This window comes from Plantibacter sp. Leaf1 (assembly GCF_001421315.1).
In the GTDB taxonomy this organism is placed as follows: Bacteria; Actinomycetota; Actinomycetes; order Actinomycetales; family Microbacteriaceae; genus Plantibacter.
On the sequence record NZ_LMJX01000002.1, the window covers coordinates 2177250 to 2192871 of the forward strand.

Here is a 15622-nt window from a genome sequence, read left to right on the forward strand (position 1 = left end):
CCAACTCTGCGCCCGCTTCGGGCAACCGGTCAGCATGTCAGCTCGGTGACCCTCCTGGCAAGAGCCGCTCCCGCACACCTGCGAGGACGCGTCAACCACTCCGCATCCGGGCCGCGGGCGACGTAGGGTGATCTGATGCCCGAACACGCCCCCGAAGCATCCGACCCGTTCGTCCGCGTCCGGGGAGCCAACGAGAACAACCTCCGCAACGTGGACGTCGACGTCCCCCGCGACGCCATCGTCGCCTTCACGGGCGTCTCCGGGTCCGGGAAGTCGTCCCTCGCGTTCGGCACCATCTTCACCGAGGCACAGCGCCGGTATCTGGAGTCCGTCGCCCCCTACGCCCGGCGACTGATCCAGCAGGGCCACGACCCGCACGTGGACTCCATCTCCGGCCTTCCGCCGGCGGTCGCCCTGCAGCAGCGCCGCGGTGCCCCCAGCTCGCGCTCGAGCGTCGGCACCGTCACCACGCTCTCGAACTCCCTCCGCATGCTCTTCTCGCGTGCCGGTACGTTCCCCGAGGGCTTCACGACCCGGCTCGACTCCGACGCGTTCTCGCCGAACACCGCCGTCGGCGCCTGCCCCGAGTGCCACGGCATCGGCGTCGCGCACACGGTCACCGAGGACTCCCTCGTGCCCGACCCGTCGCTCAGCATCCGCGAGGGTGCGATCGCCGCCTGGCCCGGAGCCTGGCAGGCGAAGAACCTCCGCGACATCACGATCGCGCTCGGCTACGACGTCGACCGGCCGTGGCGTGAGCTCGATCAGGAGGATCGCGACTGGATCCTCTTCACCGAGGAGCAGCCGGTGGTGCAGATCACCCCGCAACGCGACCGGGTCGCGAAGCCGTACAACGGCATGTTCTGGAGCGCGAAGCAGTACGTCTTCCACACCCTCTCCGACTCCAAGAGCCAGATGATGCGGAACAAGGTCCTCCAGTTCGTGCGCTCCGGCCCCTGCCCGCTGTGCCACGGCACCGGGCTCCGCCGTGAGGCCCTGGCCGTCACCTTCGCCGGCCGGACGATCGCCGAACTCAACGCCCTCCCGATGACGGAACTCGCCGAAGTCATCCGACCGACGACCGAGCTGACCGACGCCGCACCGGCGCTCCCGACGACGCTCTCCGGCGAGCGCACCGACGTGGCCGTCGCCATCACGACCGACCTCCTCGCGCGCATCGGCGTCCTCACCGACCTCGGCCTCGGCTATCTGGGGCTCGGCCGGGTGACGACGACGTTGTCCCCGGGTGAGATGCAGCGGCTCCGCCTGGCGACCCAGCTGCGGTCCGGGCTCTTCGGGGTCGTCTACGTGCTCGACGAGCCGTCGGCGGGCCTCCACCCGGCCGACGCGGAACCCCTGCTCGACGTGCTGGAGCAGCTCAAGCGCTCGGGCAACTCGGTGTACGTCGTCGAGCACAACATGGACGTCGTCCGGAACGCGGACTGGATCGTCGACGTCGGACCGGGCGCCGGCGAGGGCGGCGGCGAGGTGCTCTACAGCGGTGCGGTCTCAGGGCTCGCCGACGTCGAGGCCTCGGCGACGCGGCCCTTCCTCTTCCCAGAAGCGGACGGGTCGGCCGACGCTCGTCGTGCGCTGCGGGAACCGCGCGGATGGCTGAAGGTCGAGGGCATCAGCCTGCACAACCTCGCCGGTGTCGACGCGGAGATCCCCCTGGGCACCTTCGTGGCGGTCACGGGCGTCTCGGGTTCCGGTAAGTCGACGCTCGTGAGCCGGGTCCTCCGCGACGTCGTCCGGGACCACCTGCGCGCAGGCGGCGACCGTGACCACGTACTCGACGAGGACGACGCGACGGACGAGCCGGATGCGACCGGCGCCGGTCTGGCCGAGGCGACCGTCCCGGACGGGCACGCTGACACCCTGTCCGTCCGCCGCACGACGGGCCTCGAGCACATCGACCGCCTCGTGCGGGTGGACCAGAAGCCGATCGGACGCACGCCGCGCTCGAACCTCGCGACGTACACCGGACTCTTCGACGCCGTCCGCGCGGCCTTCGCCGCAACGGACCTGGCGCGCGAGCGCGGCTACTCGGCCGGCCGGTTCTCGTTCAACGTCGCGGGCGGCCGCTGCGAGACCTGTCTCGGTGAGGGCTTCGTCTCCGTCGAACTCCTGTTCCTCCCCGGCAGCTACGGGAAGTGCCCGACCTGCGGTGGCGCGCGCTACAACGCGGAGACGCTCGAGGTCACCTACGACGGGAAGTCGATCGCCGACGTGCTCGCGCTGACCGTGGAGCAGGCGGCGGACTTCCTCGCGTCCGTTCCGGCGGCGGCACGGAGCCTCCGCACCCTGCTCGAGGTCGGCCTCGGGTATCTGCGGCTCGGTCAGCCCGCCACGGAGCTGTCTGGCGGCGAAGCGCAGCGCATCAAGCTCGCGACGGAACTGCAGCGGGTGCGCCGCGGGCACACCCTCTACCTCCTGGACGAGCCGACGACCGGTCTGCACCCGTCCGACGTCCGTCGCCTGCTGGCGCAGTTGAACGCGCTCGTCGACTCCGGTGACACCGTCGTCGTGGTCGAGCACGAGATGGACGTCGTCGCCGCGGCGGACTGGGTGATCGACCTCGGGCCGTCCGGAGGCGACGCGGGCGGACGGATCGTCTCCGCCGGCACACCGGACACCGTCGCCGCGGACCCGGCCAGTCGGACGGCGCCGTACCTCGCGAAGCGGTTGACGCTCCTCGGCGAGGCACCGCCGCCCGAGGACACCTCGGCAGGATGACGCCCCGACGTCGTCGAGCACCTAGCGTGGAGTCCATGCAGACGCCCGAGGCACACCGCGACCTCCGCCCGCAGCGCATCGCCGTGATCGTGTGGGCGGTCGCCGCGACGGTGATGCTGGTGCTCGCACCGATCGAGGAACTCATCTGGGCGCCGCTCGCGATGACGGACGACTCGTACGGCCTGGAGGCCATCTACGGCGTCTTCACGCCGACCTCCCTCGCCGTCGGACTCGTCGGCGTCGCGATCGCGTTCCTGCTCGGCCTCACCGCCATCCTGGTGTTCACGTCCTTCGGCTGGCGCGGGCGCCTCGGCACCCACTGGGTCCACGTCGCGACTCTCGGATCGATGCTCGTCTGGCTGGGGCTCCTGGCCATGTTCTTCGCCGGGTTCGGGGTCGGGAACACCGTGTCGGACGAGATCCCGCCGTACATCGGCCGATCGTCGTCGGTGGGTGAACTCCTCCAGATGCTCGCCTTCGCAGCCTTCCTGACGACCATCGCGGGCGCGATCGCCTCGCTCGTCCTCGCATTCCGATCAGCGGGGGTCGCGCGCCGCGCATGGCACGCATCCCGGTGACTTATTCGACACCTGGCGTGTAAGGTCACGGAGTATGACGCAGCCCGAAACCGCGTTGCTCTCCGTCACATACGTGAGCACCTCGTCCACCCCGCTGACCCGTCCCACCCTGGACGCGCTGCTCCGACAGTCGCGGGAGAACAACGAGCGCTCGGGCCTGACCGGGATGCTCGCCGTCAAGGCCGACGACTTCTTCCAGGTCATCGAGGGCCCTCCGGTGGTCGTCCAGCACGTGCTGAAGAAGCTGTGGGCGGACGGCAGACACCGCGACATGCGGATCCTGCTCGAAGAGGAGATCCCCTACCGCCGATTCCCCGACTGGACGATGCGGTCCGAACGCCTCGCCGACTACCCGGACGGGCCGATCCCCGGGGTCGACGAGCCCGGTGACGACCGCGAGGAGGCCGCCGCCAAACACCACCGCATCCGGGGCGTCGTCCGATGGTTCCAGCAGCGGGCCGCCCGCGCTGGCTCCGAACGCGACACCTCGTCGGCGTCGTCCTAGCGGCGTCGCCCTCTTAGCCGCCGGCGAACGGCGGAAGGACGTCCACGCGTGCACCGAGCGGACGTTCGTCGTCGCGGCTGACAACCCCGTCCACGAGGAACGACCCTGAGGCGAGCACCCGCACCATTGCGTCGCCGTAGCGCTCGGACAGCACCGACTTCAGCTGGCCCACCGTCGCCACCGCGGGGAGGGACTCCTCCGGCACACCGGCGGCCTCCTCGGCCGCGGCGAAGTAGCGGACGAGCACCTGCTGGGTCGTGGTCTCAGCCACCGATCGCCCCCATGCTCCGCTCAGGGCGGACGAAGTCGGCCGACGCGATGCGGTGCCCGGCCTGCTTGTGCCACATGGCGGCGCGCCACCGGTCGGCGATCTCGACGTCCTCGACGCCCGAGCGCAGCATGCCGCGGAGGTCGGTCTCGTCGTCGCCGAACAGGCACGACCGGATCGTGCCCTCTGCGGTGAGCCGCGTGCGGTCGCAGTCGTCGCAGAACGAGCGCGTGACCGAGGCGATGATGCCCACCGTCGCCGGGCCGCCGTCGACGAGCCACTCCTCGGCCGGAGCCGACGGGTCCTCGCGGTGCGGGGCCGTCAGCGTGAAGCGCGAGCCGAGCACGTCGAGCAGCTCGGCCGCGTCGACCATGTTCTCGCGCACCCATTGCTCGTCGGCGTCGAGCGGCATCTGCTCGATGAACCGCAGGCGGCACCCGTTCTCGATGGCCCAAGACAGCAGGGCGACCGCGCCGTCGAGCGTGTCGCGCATGAGGACCGCGTTGATCTTCAACGGCGTCAGCCCGGCCCGCTTGGCGGCCTCGATCCCGGCGAGTACCGCCGGAAGACGGTCGCGACGGGTGAGCCGGGCGAAGTGGTCGCGATCGACGGTGTCGAGCGAGATGTTCACGCGGGTGAGCCCGGCGGCGACGAGCTCGTCGACCCGCTTGTCGAGGCCGATGCCGTTCGTGGTCATGGAGATCGATGCGTCGCCGGCGACGGCGGAACTGCGCGAGATGATCTCGGCGAGGTCGGGGCGCATGAGCGGCTCGCCACCGGTGAAGCGGATGTCGTGCACCCCGAGGTCGCGGACGGCGATCTCGACGAGGCGACCGATCTCCGTCGGCGTGAGGAGGTCCTCGCGGGCGATCGCCGGGAGCCCCTGCTCCGGCATGCAGTAGGTGCACCGCAAGGAGCACTTCTCGGTGATCGACACCCGGAGGTCGCGGGCGACGCGTCCGAAGCGGTCGATGAGGCCGTCGACGTCGGGGCGTCCGGCAGCGTCCGGGATGCGCCTGAGTGGCGACCCGATACGAGGGATTCCGAGCCCGACTGCGGTCATCCCCCCAGGCTACGGGCACGGACGCCCGACTCACCCCTCTAGCGCCGGTTCCGGGAGGAATGTCCAGCGGGCGCGCGTAGCATGACGGGCATGGAGCCTCGCCGTCGTACCCTGCTCGCCGGCGCGTCCGGCATCGTCGCAGCCGTCGCCACCCTCGGGTCGGCCGAGGCCGTCGCAGCGTTCGTCGCACCGGCGAGTTCGCCGCTCCTCGCGGTCGGCTCCCTCGTCATCGACCTCGTGCCCGGCTGGGTGAAGGACCTCGTCATTGCCCTGTTCGGCACGAACGACAAGCTCGTGCTGCTCATCGTGCTCGGTGTCCTGGTCGCGGCACTCGCGGTCGGCATCGGTGTCCTCGAGGAGCGCCGCCCGGTCGTCGGCTGCCTCGCACTCGCGCTGGTCGGCGGGGTCGCGGTCGTCGCGGCGGTCACCCGCGCCGACGCTGGGCTCGACTGGGCGTCCCCGAGCATCGTCGGCACGGCGGTCGGCATCCTGATCCTGCGTCTCCTCGTGGCCCGCCTCCGCACCTGGGACGACGCGACCCTCGCCGACGCCGCCCGCCCGGTCGTGGGCGCCTCCCGCGCCGAACTCCCCCGACGTTCGTTCCTCGTGCTGCTCGGCGGCACGGCCGTGGGCGCTCTCGTCGTGGGAGTCGGTGCACGCGTGGCGTCGGCCGGAGCCGTCGCCGTGGAGACCATCCGGAAGGCCCTGAAGCTCCCGAAGGCCGCCGTCGTCGCACCGCCGGTCCCGGCCGGAGCGGAACTCGGCATCGACGGCCTCACCCCCGTCGTGTCGGCCAACGACTCCTTCTACCGGATCGACACCGCCCTGCAGGTGCCGAACGTCGACCCCTCGACGTGGAGCCTCAAGATCACCGGCATGGTCGAGCAGGAGATCGAGATCGACTTCGCCGAGCTGCTGGCCCTCCCCCTGCAGGAGTCGATCATCACCCTGACCTGCGTCTCCAACCCCGTCGGCGGCGACCTCATCGGGAACGCCCTGTGGCTCGGCCACCCCATCCGCGAGCTGCTCGCGCGCGCCAAACCGCTGGCCGGTGCCGACATGGTCCTGTCCCGGAGCATCGACGGTTTCACCGCCGGGACCCCGCTCGAGGTGTTGCAGGATGTGAACCGCGACAGCCTCCTCGCCGTCGGGATGAACGGCGAACCGCTGCCCCTGCAGCACGGCTTCCCCGTGCGCATGGTCGTCCCCGGCCTCTACGGCTACGTCTCCGCCACGAAGTGGGTCGTCGAGCTCGAGGTCACCCGCTACGCCGACGCCCGCGCCTACTGGACCGACCGCGGCTGGTCCGAGCGTGGGCCCATCAAGACGGAGTCGCGCATCGACGTGCCCCGCAACGGCGGGCGGGTCGCGGCCGGCACCGTCGCCGTGGCCGGTGTCGCGTGGGCCCAGCACACCGGCGTCGAGCGCGTCCAGGTGCGGATCGACGACGGCGACTGGGTCGACACGACGCTCGCGACGGCCATCTCCGACGACACCTGGGTGCAGTGGGTGCTCGAGTGGGACGCCCCGGCCGGCGACCACACCATCGCCGTGCGAGCCACCGACGCGAGCGGGAAGACGCAGAGCGAGACCCCCGTCGACGTGGTCCCGAACGGAGCCGAAGGCTGGCACACCATCACGGTGGGCGTGGACTGAGCTGAGCCGCTCGAACCCGGTCGATTCGCGGACTGGACATCTGGAATATATGCTGGACCGTCGCTCGCTGATCGGTGATCGCGTCGGCGTTGATCACGATTCCGAACCAGGACACCCCGGTGTCACCGGCTCGGAGTATCGTCACACGGGCACCACCCTCTCCCGCCGACCGAGCACCGCCGGGAGCACTGGCGTCCTCGCCAGGCCGGCTCCACCTCTCCTCCGTCCGCGCGCCCTCCCGCGCACCGGACACGAATCGTCAAAGGACCTCACATGGCCCTCCTCGCCCTCGCGCTCCGACACGCCAAGCCGTACGCGGCGTGGGTCGTCGCGGTCTTCGTGCTGCAGCTCGTCTCGACGATCGCGGCCCTCTACCTCCCCAGCCTGAACGCGCAGATCATCGATCAGGGCGTCTCGCGGGGCGACACCGACTTCATCTGGTCCACGGGCATGACGATGTTGATCGTCTGCCTGGTCCAGGTGGCCGCGGCCATCGGCGGCGTCTACTTCGGCGCACGCACCGCGATGGCGATCGGCCGCGACCTGCGCCGCGAGTTCTACCGCAAGGTCGACTCGCTCGGCGCGCTCGAGATCAGCGGGTTCGGCAGCGCGACGCTCATCACCCGCGGCACGAACGACGTGCAGCAGGTGCAGATGCTCGTGCTCATGACCCTCAACTTCATGGTGTCCGCGCCGATCATGTGCGTCGGCGGCATCATCATGGCCCTCCGCGAGGACGCCGGGCTCTCCTGGCTCGTGTGGGTGTCGGTACCCGTACTGTTCATCATCGTCGGGTTCCTCGTCTACCTGCTCATGCCCCTGTTCCGGCAGATGCAGGACCGCATCGACGGCATCAACAGCGTGCTGCGCGAGCAGATCATCGGCATCCGCGTCGTCCGCGCCTTCGTCCGCGAGCCGTTCGAGTCGGAGCGCTACAACCGGGCCAACGAGTCCCTCACCCGGGTGTCCGTCAAGGTCGGCAACATCTTCGTGCTCATGTTCCCCGTCATCATGATGGTCCTGCACCTCGCCACCGCGGCCGTGCTGTGGTTCGGCGGCCACCGGGTGGACGCCGGGCAGATGCAGGTCGGCTCGCTCACCGCCTTCCTCCAGTACCTGCTCCAGATCCTCACCTCGGTGATGATGGGCGTCTTCATGGTGATGATGATCCCGCGCGCCGTCGTCTGCGCCGAGCGCATCCAGAGCGTCCTCGACACCGAGCCGAGCCTCGCCGTCCCGACGAGCACCGACATCCGCGTGCCGTCCGTCGGTCGCGTCGAGTTCACCGGCGTCACCTTCGGGTACCCGGGGGCCGAGCGTCCCGTGCTGTCGAACATCACGTTCACGGCGGAACCCGGCAAGACCACGGCGATCGTCGGCTCCACCGGTTCCGGCAAGACGACGCTGCTGTCGCTCATCCCCCGCCTCTACGACCCGCAGCAGGGACACGTCACGATCGACGGCGTGCCCGTCTCGCAGCTCACCCGGCAGCAGATCGCCGGCGTGGTCGGCATCGTCCCGCAGAAGCCCTACCTCTTCTCGGGCACGATCGCGTCGAACCTCCGCTTCGGTCGCCCCGACGCCACCGACGAAGAGCTGTGGAGCGCACTCGACGTCGCCCAGGCCGAGGACTTCGTCCGCGCGAAGCCGAAGATGCTGAACGACGGCGTCGCGCAGGGCGGCACGAACGTGTCCGGCGGCCAGCGGCAGCGACTCTGCATCGCTCGCGCGCTCGTCGCGAAGCCCCGCGTGTACCTGTTCGACGACTCCTTCTCGGCCCTCGACGTCTCGACCGACGCCCGCCTCCGCGCGGCCCTCGGGGAGAGCACCGCCGACGCGACGGTCATCATCGTCGCCCAGCGGATCGCCACGATCCGCGAGGCCGACCACATCATCGTCATGGACGACGGCGGCATCGTCGGCCGCGGCACCCACGACGACCTCATCGAATCCAACGAGACGTATCGCGAGATCGTCCAATCGCAGCTCGCTGTGGAAGGGGTGGCGTGATCATGGCCCGTTCACCACGAGACAAGCGCTCATCCGGAGCATCGAAGGACGCCGCTCAGGCTCCCGAGCTGAACGCCGTCGAGGAGGAGGCCCTCTCGCCGGAGTTCACGCCGAGCGAGGCCGACGGCGACATGTTCGGCGGCACCCCCTCCAAGAAAGCCGAGCAGTTCTGGCCGTCCGCGAAGCGGCTCGTCGGGCTGCTCGCCCCCGAGAAGCTGAAGATGAGCCTCGTCGTGGGGCTCGTCGTCCTGTCGGTCGTCCTCACCGTCATCGCACCGAAGATCCTCGGGCTCGCGATGGACGCGATCTTCAACGGTGTCATCGGTTCGCAGCTGCCGACGGGTGTGCCGCTCGACCAGATCGTCGACGAAGCGCGGGCGTCCGGCAACGACCAGTACGCCGACATGCTCGTGAAGTCCGACATCACGCCCGGTCAGGGCATCGACTTCACCCTGCTCGGCCGGCTCATCATCATCGTGCTCGCCATGTACGTGATCGCCTCGATCCTCAACTGGGCGCAGGGGTACGTCCTCAACGGCCTCGTCATGCGGGTCGTCTACAACCTCCGCCAGGACATCGAGCGGAAGCTCAACCGCCTCCCGCTCAGCTACTTCGACACCCGCCAGCGCGGCGACCTCATGTCTCGCGTCACGAACGACGTCGACAACATCCAGACCGCGCTCCAGCAGGCGTTCTCGCAGCTCGTCCAGTCGGCGCTCACCGTCCTCGGCATCACGGCGATGATGTTCATCGTGTCGTGGCAGCTCGCCCTCATCGCGCTCATCGCCCTGCCGCTGTCGGCGCTGATCGCCGGGGTCATCGGCTCCCGCTCGCAGAAGCTGTTCACCGCGCAGTGGAAGAACACCGGTTCGCTCAACGGGCACATCGAGGAGTCGTTCTCCGGCCTCGAGCTGGTGCGCGTGTTCGGTCGCGACAAGGAGATGCTCGCCGAGTTCGACGAGCGCAACGAGAAGCTCTTCACCGCAGCGTTCGGTGCGCAGTTCGTCTCCGGCATGATCATGCCCGCGATGACCTTCGTCTCCTACCTGTCCTACGTGCTCATCGCCGTGGTCGGCGGGCTGCGCGTCGCCTCCGGGCAGATGACGCTCGGCGACGCGACCGCGTTCATCCAGTACTCGCGCGAGTTCTCGCAGCCGCTCGGCCAGATCGCCGGCATGGCGAACCAGCTGCAGTCGGGTGTCGCCTCCGCCGAGCGCACCTTCGAGCTGCTCGACGCCGAGGAGCAGGACCCCGAGACGGCGACAGCACACCTGCCCGAGCACACCGACGGCCACGTCGAGTTCGACGGCGTCTCCTTCAGTTACGACGCCGAGAAGCCCCTCATCGAGGACCTCTCCTTCTCCGCCCAGCCGGGCCAGACGGTCGCGATCGTCGGCCCGACCGGCGCCGGCAAGACGACCCTCGTCAACCTGGTGATGCGGTTCTACGAGCTGACCGGCGGGCGCATCCTGCTCGACGGCGTCGACGTCACGGCACTGACGCGTGCCGAGCTGCGGTCGCAGGTCGGCATGGTTCTGCAGGACGCCTGGCTGTTCGAGGGCACCATCCGCGAGAACATCCGGTACGGCCGACTCGACGCGAGTGACGAGGAGGTCGTCGAGGCTGCTGAGGCGACGATGGTGGACCGCTTCGTACGGCAGCTGCCCGACGGCTACGACACCGTCCTCGACGCCGACGGCGGCAGCGTGTCGGCCGGTGAGCGGCAGCTCATCACGATCGCCCGTGCCTTCATCGCGAAGCCGAAGCTCCTCATCCTCGACGAGGCGACCTCGTCCGTCGACACCCGGACGGAGCTCCTCGTGCAGCACGCCATGGCGGCGCTGCGGAGCGACCGGACGTCGTTCGTGATCGCCCACCGGCTCTCGACGATCCGCGACGCCGACACGATCCTCGTGATGGAGAACGGCCGCATCGTCGAGCAGGGCTCGCATGCGCAGCTGCTCGAGGTCGACGGCGCGTACGCGGAGCTCTACCGCACGCAGTTCCGTGGTGGCGAGCAGGCGGCGGCGACCGACGGGGCCGTGCCCACGGGCGGACCCGACGCGTCGCACGCACCGCGCAGCTGACGCCGCACCTCCCCACCACGACCACCAGCGGGCGGGCTCTCGGACACCGAGGGCCCGCCCGTCGGTTCAGCTCAGGGTGGCCGAGCGCCAGGTGCCCTGGTCGTTCACCCACAGACGGCCGTTCCCGACGAGGAGGTCGCCCGACGCACCGCCGTACGGGCGGGCGAGCCCCATGTGCCGCGTCGACAGGTAGCTCGTGTTCGGTTGCGCGTTGGCGTGCGCGGTGTTCGTCACCTCCCAGCGGTTGCCGTACACCACCGAGCGCCCGGTCGATCCGAAGGTGTCGAGTCCGTACTCGCAGTCGCGACCGGTGTTGGTGGCTATGGTGGCACCTCCGCTGCAGTTGGCCACGGAGACGGCGACCCGGATGTGGTCGATCCGGTTCCCGGTGATCACGACGGAGCCGGGCCCCTCATGCAGCACGCCGAACCCGTGCGAGGTCGCGGAGCCGGTGATGGAGTTGTCGGCGATGACGGCGTCCTCGGCGAAGTAGGCGACGATGCCACCCACGGAGCCTGACCCGCGGGTGACGGTGATGCGATTGCCCGTGACGACCGGCTGCATCGCCCGATCGAGGGAGATCCCGACGGGGCAGGTGCCGTCGGCGATTCGGACCATGTTGTCGGTGATGAGGGCGTCGCTGGCCCCGACGACGGTGGCCGACCCGGGCGCCCCCGCCGCCTGTGCCATGATCGCGGCGCTCGCGACCCCACAGACGTCGATGACGTTGTTCGCGACCACCGTCCCCCGGGCGTTCCGGTAGATCATGATGGGGCCGCGTTTCGGCGTCCAGGCCGACCCCTGGTCGTCGGCGGCCGTGCGGGTCCAGCGCACCGTGTTCGCGACCAGGGCGACGGAGCGGCTGTCGATGGCGGCGATGCCCCACCAGGTCGCGTCGGAGACGGTGTTGCCGGTGACCACCGTGTGGGCCATGCCCTCCACGGCGATGGACCGCCGGAACGGCCCCGTCACGACGTTCCCCTCGATCGTGACCAGCGAGTCGGCCCAGTCACCAGGCTCGGCCGCATACGCGGGCAGGCTCTCGGCGTGGATGCCGACGCGGGCGTCCGTCCCGGCCGCCGCCGAGACGATGTTGCCGACCACGGTGGCTCGAGCTCCCCAGACGGTGATGCCGTCGCCGCGGTCCTCGCCCGCCGATGAGGCGGAACCACGGCCCCCGCCCGAGCCGGTGACGTTCAGGATGTGGCACCCGGAGACGATCACCCCTTCGAACTCACCGGTCGGCTGGACGGCGACCCCGTTCTGGAAGCCGTCGACGGTGACCCCGCTGACGGTCACGTCGTCGGCCCAGATGCCGATGCCGGTGCTGCGGCCGCCGGTGGCTGGAGCGGCCGGCCCGGTGTAGGTGATCCGGATGCCGGTGACCGTGCTGCCGTCGCCGACGAGTTTCAGTGCCGGCGCGGCGCTGACGCCACCGACGAACCGCAGCTCGCCGTGTCCGCGGAGATGGATGCGACGCGCGATCCGGAGCGTCGCGTCGAGGGCGATGACGTCGCCACCGCGCACGACGACGGCGCTTCCGGCGGGGACCGCGGCGAACCACGCGAGGACCGCCGCCGTACTCACCGTCGCGCCGGTCGGGTCGATCCCGGGCCCTTCGAGGACCAGCTCGGCTGGCGTCGAGGTGGGAGCCGCGTCGGTGCCTGCGGGCGCCGGAGCCGGCTCGGGCGACGGATCCTCGCCGGGAGGGTTCGGCAGCGGATCCGCTGGTTCCGGGGTGTCCGGAGGCTCCGGGGTGTCCGGAGGCTCGGGGGTGTTCGTCGGTTCGGGGGTCGGTTCGGGAGGTACCGCGTCCATCCGCCGATCCGCGCGGCCGCTCGTCGAGATCGTCTTCACAGATCACAGAGTACAGAAACATGAGGTACAGAAGCACTCTAGACTGACATTCCGGCGATGAACGTCGCGTCACGACCGACCAGGAGCACCATGACCTCGACCGCGGACCGCGAGCCCCCACCCGACCCGAGCTTCGAGGTCGCAACGCCGCGCGCGGACCTCACCGCGTTCGCGGGCGCCCGGGCCCTCGCCGCCTGGTGGGTGGTCTTCTCCCACTCGGCAGACTGGCTGTTCAGCGTGCTGCCGGAACTCTCCTGGCTCGCCCCGCTGGCGCACACCGGCCTCGCGGTGGACGTCTTCTTCGTCCTCAGCGGGTACTCGATCGCCCAGGCGTACGGCGCGAGGCGCTGGACCTTGCGCGGCTACGGTCGCTACCTCCGGAACCGCCTGGCCCGCCTCTACCCGGCTCACGTGGCGGTCCTCCTCGCCTTCCTGGCGCTCTGCCTCGGCGGGGCAATCGTGGGGATCGATTCCGAACCCGGCGCGTTCCCGCCCGTCGGCCTCCTCGCCGAGCTCACGCTGACCCGTGCCTGGTTCGGCGATGCACTTTGGTGGAACCCGCCGGCCTGGTCGCTGTCCGCCCAGTTCCTCGCGTTCCTCCTGTTCCCGGTGATGGCCCTGGCGATCCGCGGTCGGTCCCGGCGCAGGTCGACCACGACCCTGCTCGTCGTCGCCGTCCTGACGATCGCGGTGTCGACCCTCGCGGCCGGGCTCGCGCCGTCGGCCATGAACGGCATGGCGCCCCCGGTCGTGCGCGTGCTGTGCGGCTTCGCGCTCGGCGTCTGCGTGGCGCAGCTGACCTCACGGCTCCCGGTCACCGGCCACGCGGCGTGGGTTGCGGCGGGTGGCGGCCTCGGGCTCCTGATCGCCGCCGTCGTCCTCGAACCCGGCGCCCCGCGCGCGTGGGCGGCGATCACCTTCGCTGCGGTCGTCGTCGGCGGCCTGGCGGTCGCGAGCCCCCGGACGACCGTCGCGTTGCGGAGCCGACCGGCGCAGGTGCTCGGGCGGTTGTCGTTCAGCACCTACCTCGTGCACGTGTTCGTGCTCATCCTGCTGGCGAAGACGATCACGCCGGCAGCGGTCGGCGCGTTCCCCCTCCCCCTCCGTGCGCTCGTCCTCCTGGCCTGGTTCGGGTCGATCCTCGGCGCGTCATGGCTCCTCCACACCCTCGTGGAGGCACCGGCCCATCGGAAGCTCGCGGCGCCCCGGCGAGACCACGAGGGCAACCTCGAGCGCCCGTCCGGCGGGCAGCGGTCGGTCAGGCGTTCGGACGAGGGAGCGGACGCCTCGCAGCCCGGACGCCACCGGCGACTCGCTGAGGGAGACGGAGCGCGGCACTGACGAACGCGAGCACGGCGACCCCGAGCGACACCCACAGCACGATCCACGCCGAGTCGGTCGGCGGGCCGAGGAGCAACGACGCCGCGGCCTCACCGACCCCGCCGGAGATGACCGTCGCGATCGCGACGATGAACGCGAGTCGGGCCGCGCCGAGCAGGACGAGGGCCACGCCGGCGCCGACGACCGCACCCATGGCCCCCGCTGCCACGGTCCGGCTCGGATCACGGCGTCCGAGCAGCAGGAGTACCACCCCGAGCACGAGCAGCCCGGGGGCGAGCCATGGCGACCATCCCGCGGTCGTCTCGATCGCCCGGACCACGCCGAGCACCGGCGCGACCTGATCGGCCGGGACGACGTCGACCACGCGGTCGACGTCCGGGATCTGCGCGGCGAACCCGAACCCCGCGTCGACGAGCCAGCCGCGCGTGGCGGAGACGATCGGACCGAGCTGGATGCCGAGCCCCTGCTCGGCGGAGACGTCGATCACCGCGCCGTCTGCTCCGGACACCCCCGCGACGAGCTGCTGGTGGGTGACCCGCAGGGCGTCCGTCCAGGCGGTCGCGAAGGCGGGTGACGCCGCGAACTCGGCCACGTTCCGCCGCAGCACCTCGCGCAACGCGTCGGCGGTGTCGCCTCCGATCGCGCCGAGCACCTCCGAGATCGCGGGCGGGAGACCGAGCGCTGCAGCGAGGTCCGACGAACTCGCCGCGGCCGCATCGAGGTCGACCTGGCTTTCGAGCGCGGCGAGCGCCTGTTCACCGACGAAGGCCTGCACTGCGGGCTCCGTGGCGAGTGGGGCGAGGGTGTCCACGAAGGCGTCGGTGTCCCGGAGGAGGGTGTCGGCCCAGGTGCTCATGATGGCGACGGGGACGAGCAGCGCACCGATCAGGATCGCGACGGTGCCGAAGAAGCCCCACGCTCCCGCGCCGCGCCGCACGGGTCGTTCGACCGCTTCCGCTCGGAGCGCGTCGAACGTCACGAACTCGTGGTGGGCGTTGGACGATCGCGAATCGGTCACGCGCCCGAGTCTACGAGTCGGCGTCGCTCTACCGGCCGGGTCCCCGACGCCGACCGATCGCCTCGACCGCCGCCCGGGTGGAGACCGTCACGCGCTCGGGCAGGTGGTCGAGCGGGAACCAACGCACACCGCCATGTTTTTCCGGTTCACGGAGCACCGGCTCCCCCTGCGACGTCTCCGCGAGGAACACGGGCGAGATCCAGTGCTGCTGCAGCCGTTCTTCGAAGTGGTCGACGACGCAGAGCAGCTCGACGGGTCCGAGTTCCAGGCCGGTCTCCTCCCGGGTCTCGCGGCGGACCGCGTCCTCGAGGCGTTCCATCCAGTCGACCTTGCCGCCGGGGATGCCCCAGGACCCGGCCTCGGGCTCCCGGAGGCGTTCGAGCAGCAGGATCCGACCGTCGCGGACGATGGCCGCACCGCATCCGGACCGCGGCTGGGGCGCGGGCGTGGTCGGGTCTGTCGACGAGGTGGACGGCACCAGCTCACGGTAGTCCACGTCGCCA

Annotated in this window: 12 protein-coding genes; 7 read left to right on the plus strand and 5 right to left on the minus strand. The window is 70.6% G+C overall.

Annotated features, from left to right (window positions below; all coding sequences use genetic code 11):
• Positions 1-135 precede the first annotated feature (135 nt).
• From ASE44_RS12525 to ASE44_RS12535, 3 genes are read left to right on the plus strand one after another with little or no spacing between them, the layout of a single operon-like run.
• Positions 136-2736 (plus strand): excinuclease ABC subunit UvrA, encoded by a 2601-nt coding sequence (locus ASE44_RS12525; protein WP_056780286.1) that lies wholly within the window; start codon positions 136-138, stop codon positions 2734-2736.
• Between the two features lie 35 nt (positions 2737-2771).
• Positions 2772-3314 carry a hypothetical protein gene (locus tag ASE44_RS12530; protein WP_056780288.1) on the plus strand — a complete coding sequence of 181 codons (543 nt, stop codon included), beginning with the start codon at positions 2772-2774 and terminating at the stop codon, positions 3312-3314.
• Positions 3315-3348: 34 nt separating this feature from the next.
• Positions 3349-3819, plus strand: coding sequence for a BLUF domain-containing protein (locus ASE44_RS12535; RefSeq protein WP_056780290.1), 471 nt, complete (start codon positions 3349-3351; stop codon positions 3817-3819).
• A 13-nt stretch (positions 3820-3832) separates the two neighbouring features.
• Here the strand turns inward: ASE44_RS12535 and ASE44_RS12540 are convergent, their stop codons facing one another.
• Both ASE44_RS12540 and moaA read right to left on the minus strand, forming a co-directional pair.
• Positions 3833-4090: a MoaD/ThiS family protein gene (locus ASE44_RS12540; protein WP_056780293.1), complete on the minus strand. Its 258-nt coding sequence runs from the start codon at positions 4088-4090 to the stop codon at positions 3833-3835.
• The gene (gene moaA / locus ASE44_RS12545; protein ID WP_056009996.1) at positions 4083-5150 is read right to left on the minus strand and encodes a GTP 3',8-cyclase MoaA; all 1068 of its coding nucleotides are present in this window, start codon (positions 5148-5150) and stop codon (positions 4083-4085) included. Before moaA ends, ASE44_RS12540 begins: the two co-directional genes overlap by 8 nt.
• Before the next feature lie 90 nt (positions 5151-5240).
• Between moaA and ASE44_RS12550 the strand changes: the two genes are divergently transcribed.
• From ASE44_RS12550 to ASE44_RS12560, 3 genes are all read left to right on the plus strand, one after another.
• Positions 5241-6806 carry a molybdopterin-dependent oxidoreductase gene (locus ASE44_RS12550; protein ID WP_056780295.1) on the plus strand — a complete coding sequence of 522 codons (1566 nt, stop codon included), beginning with the start codon at positions 5241-5243 and terminating at the stop codon, positions 6804-6806.
• A 273-nt stretch (positions 6807-7079) separates the two neighbouring features.
• Entirely contained in the window at positions 7080-8816 is a 1737-nt protein-coding gene (locus tag ASE44_RS12555) for an ABC transporter ATP-binding protein (RefSeq protein WP_056010000.1), read from the plus strand.
• A gap of 2 nt (positions 8817-8818) precedes the next feature.
• Positions 8819-10903, plus strand: coding sequence for an ABC transporter ATP-binding protein (locus ASE44_RS12560; protein ID WP_056011789.1), 2085 nt, complete (start codon positions 8819-8821; stop codon positions 10901-10903).
• A 66-nt stretch (positions 10904-10969) separates the two neighbouring features.
• Here the strand turns inward: ASE44_RS12560 and ASE44_RS12565 are convergent, their stop codons facing one another.
• Positions 10970-12721 (minus strand): right-handed parallel beta-helix repeat-containing protein, encoded by a 1752-nt coding sequence (locus tag ASE44_RS12565; protein ID WP_056780298.1) that lies wholly within the window; start codon positions 12719-12721, stop codon positions 10970-10972.
• A 129-nt stretch (positions 12722-12850) separates the two neighbouring features.
• Here ASE44_RS12565 and ASE44_RS12570 point away from each other — a divergent pair, with 129 nt between their 5' ends.
• Positions 12851-14101: an acyltransferase gene (locus ASE44_RS12570; RefSeq protein WP_162235752.1), complete on the plus strand. Its 1251-nt coding sequence runs from the start codon at positions 12851-12853 to the stop codon at positions 14099-14101.
• On the opposite strand, the gene ASE44_RS12575 is transcribed toward ASE44_RS12570, so the two are convergent.
• Both ASE44_RS12575 and ASE44_RS12580 read right to left on the minus strand, forming a co-directional pair.
• On the minus strand, positions 14019-15119 hold the full coding sequence (locus tag ASE44_RS12575) for a hypothetical protein (RefSeq protein WP_056780303.1): 1101 nt from the start codon (positions 15117-15119) through the stop codon (positions 14019-14021). The genes ASE44_RS12570 and ASE44_RS12575 overlap by 83 nt on opposite strands.
• 28 nt (positions 15120-15147) lie before the next feature.
• Positions 15148-15615, minus strand: a complete 468-nt coding sequence (locus ASE44_RS12580) for an NUDIX domain-containing protein (RefSeq protein WP_200921067.1) — start codon at positions 15613-15615, stop codon at positions 15148-15150.
• Positions 15616-15622 lie beyond the last annotated feature (7 nt).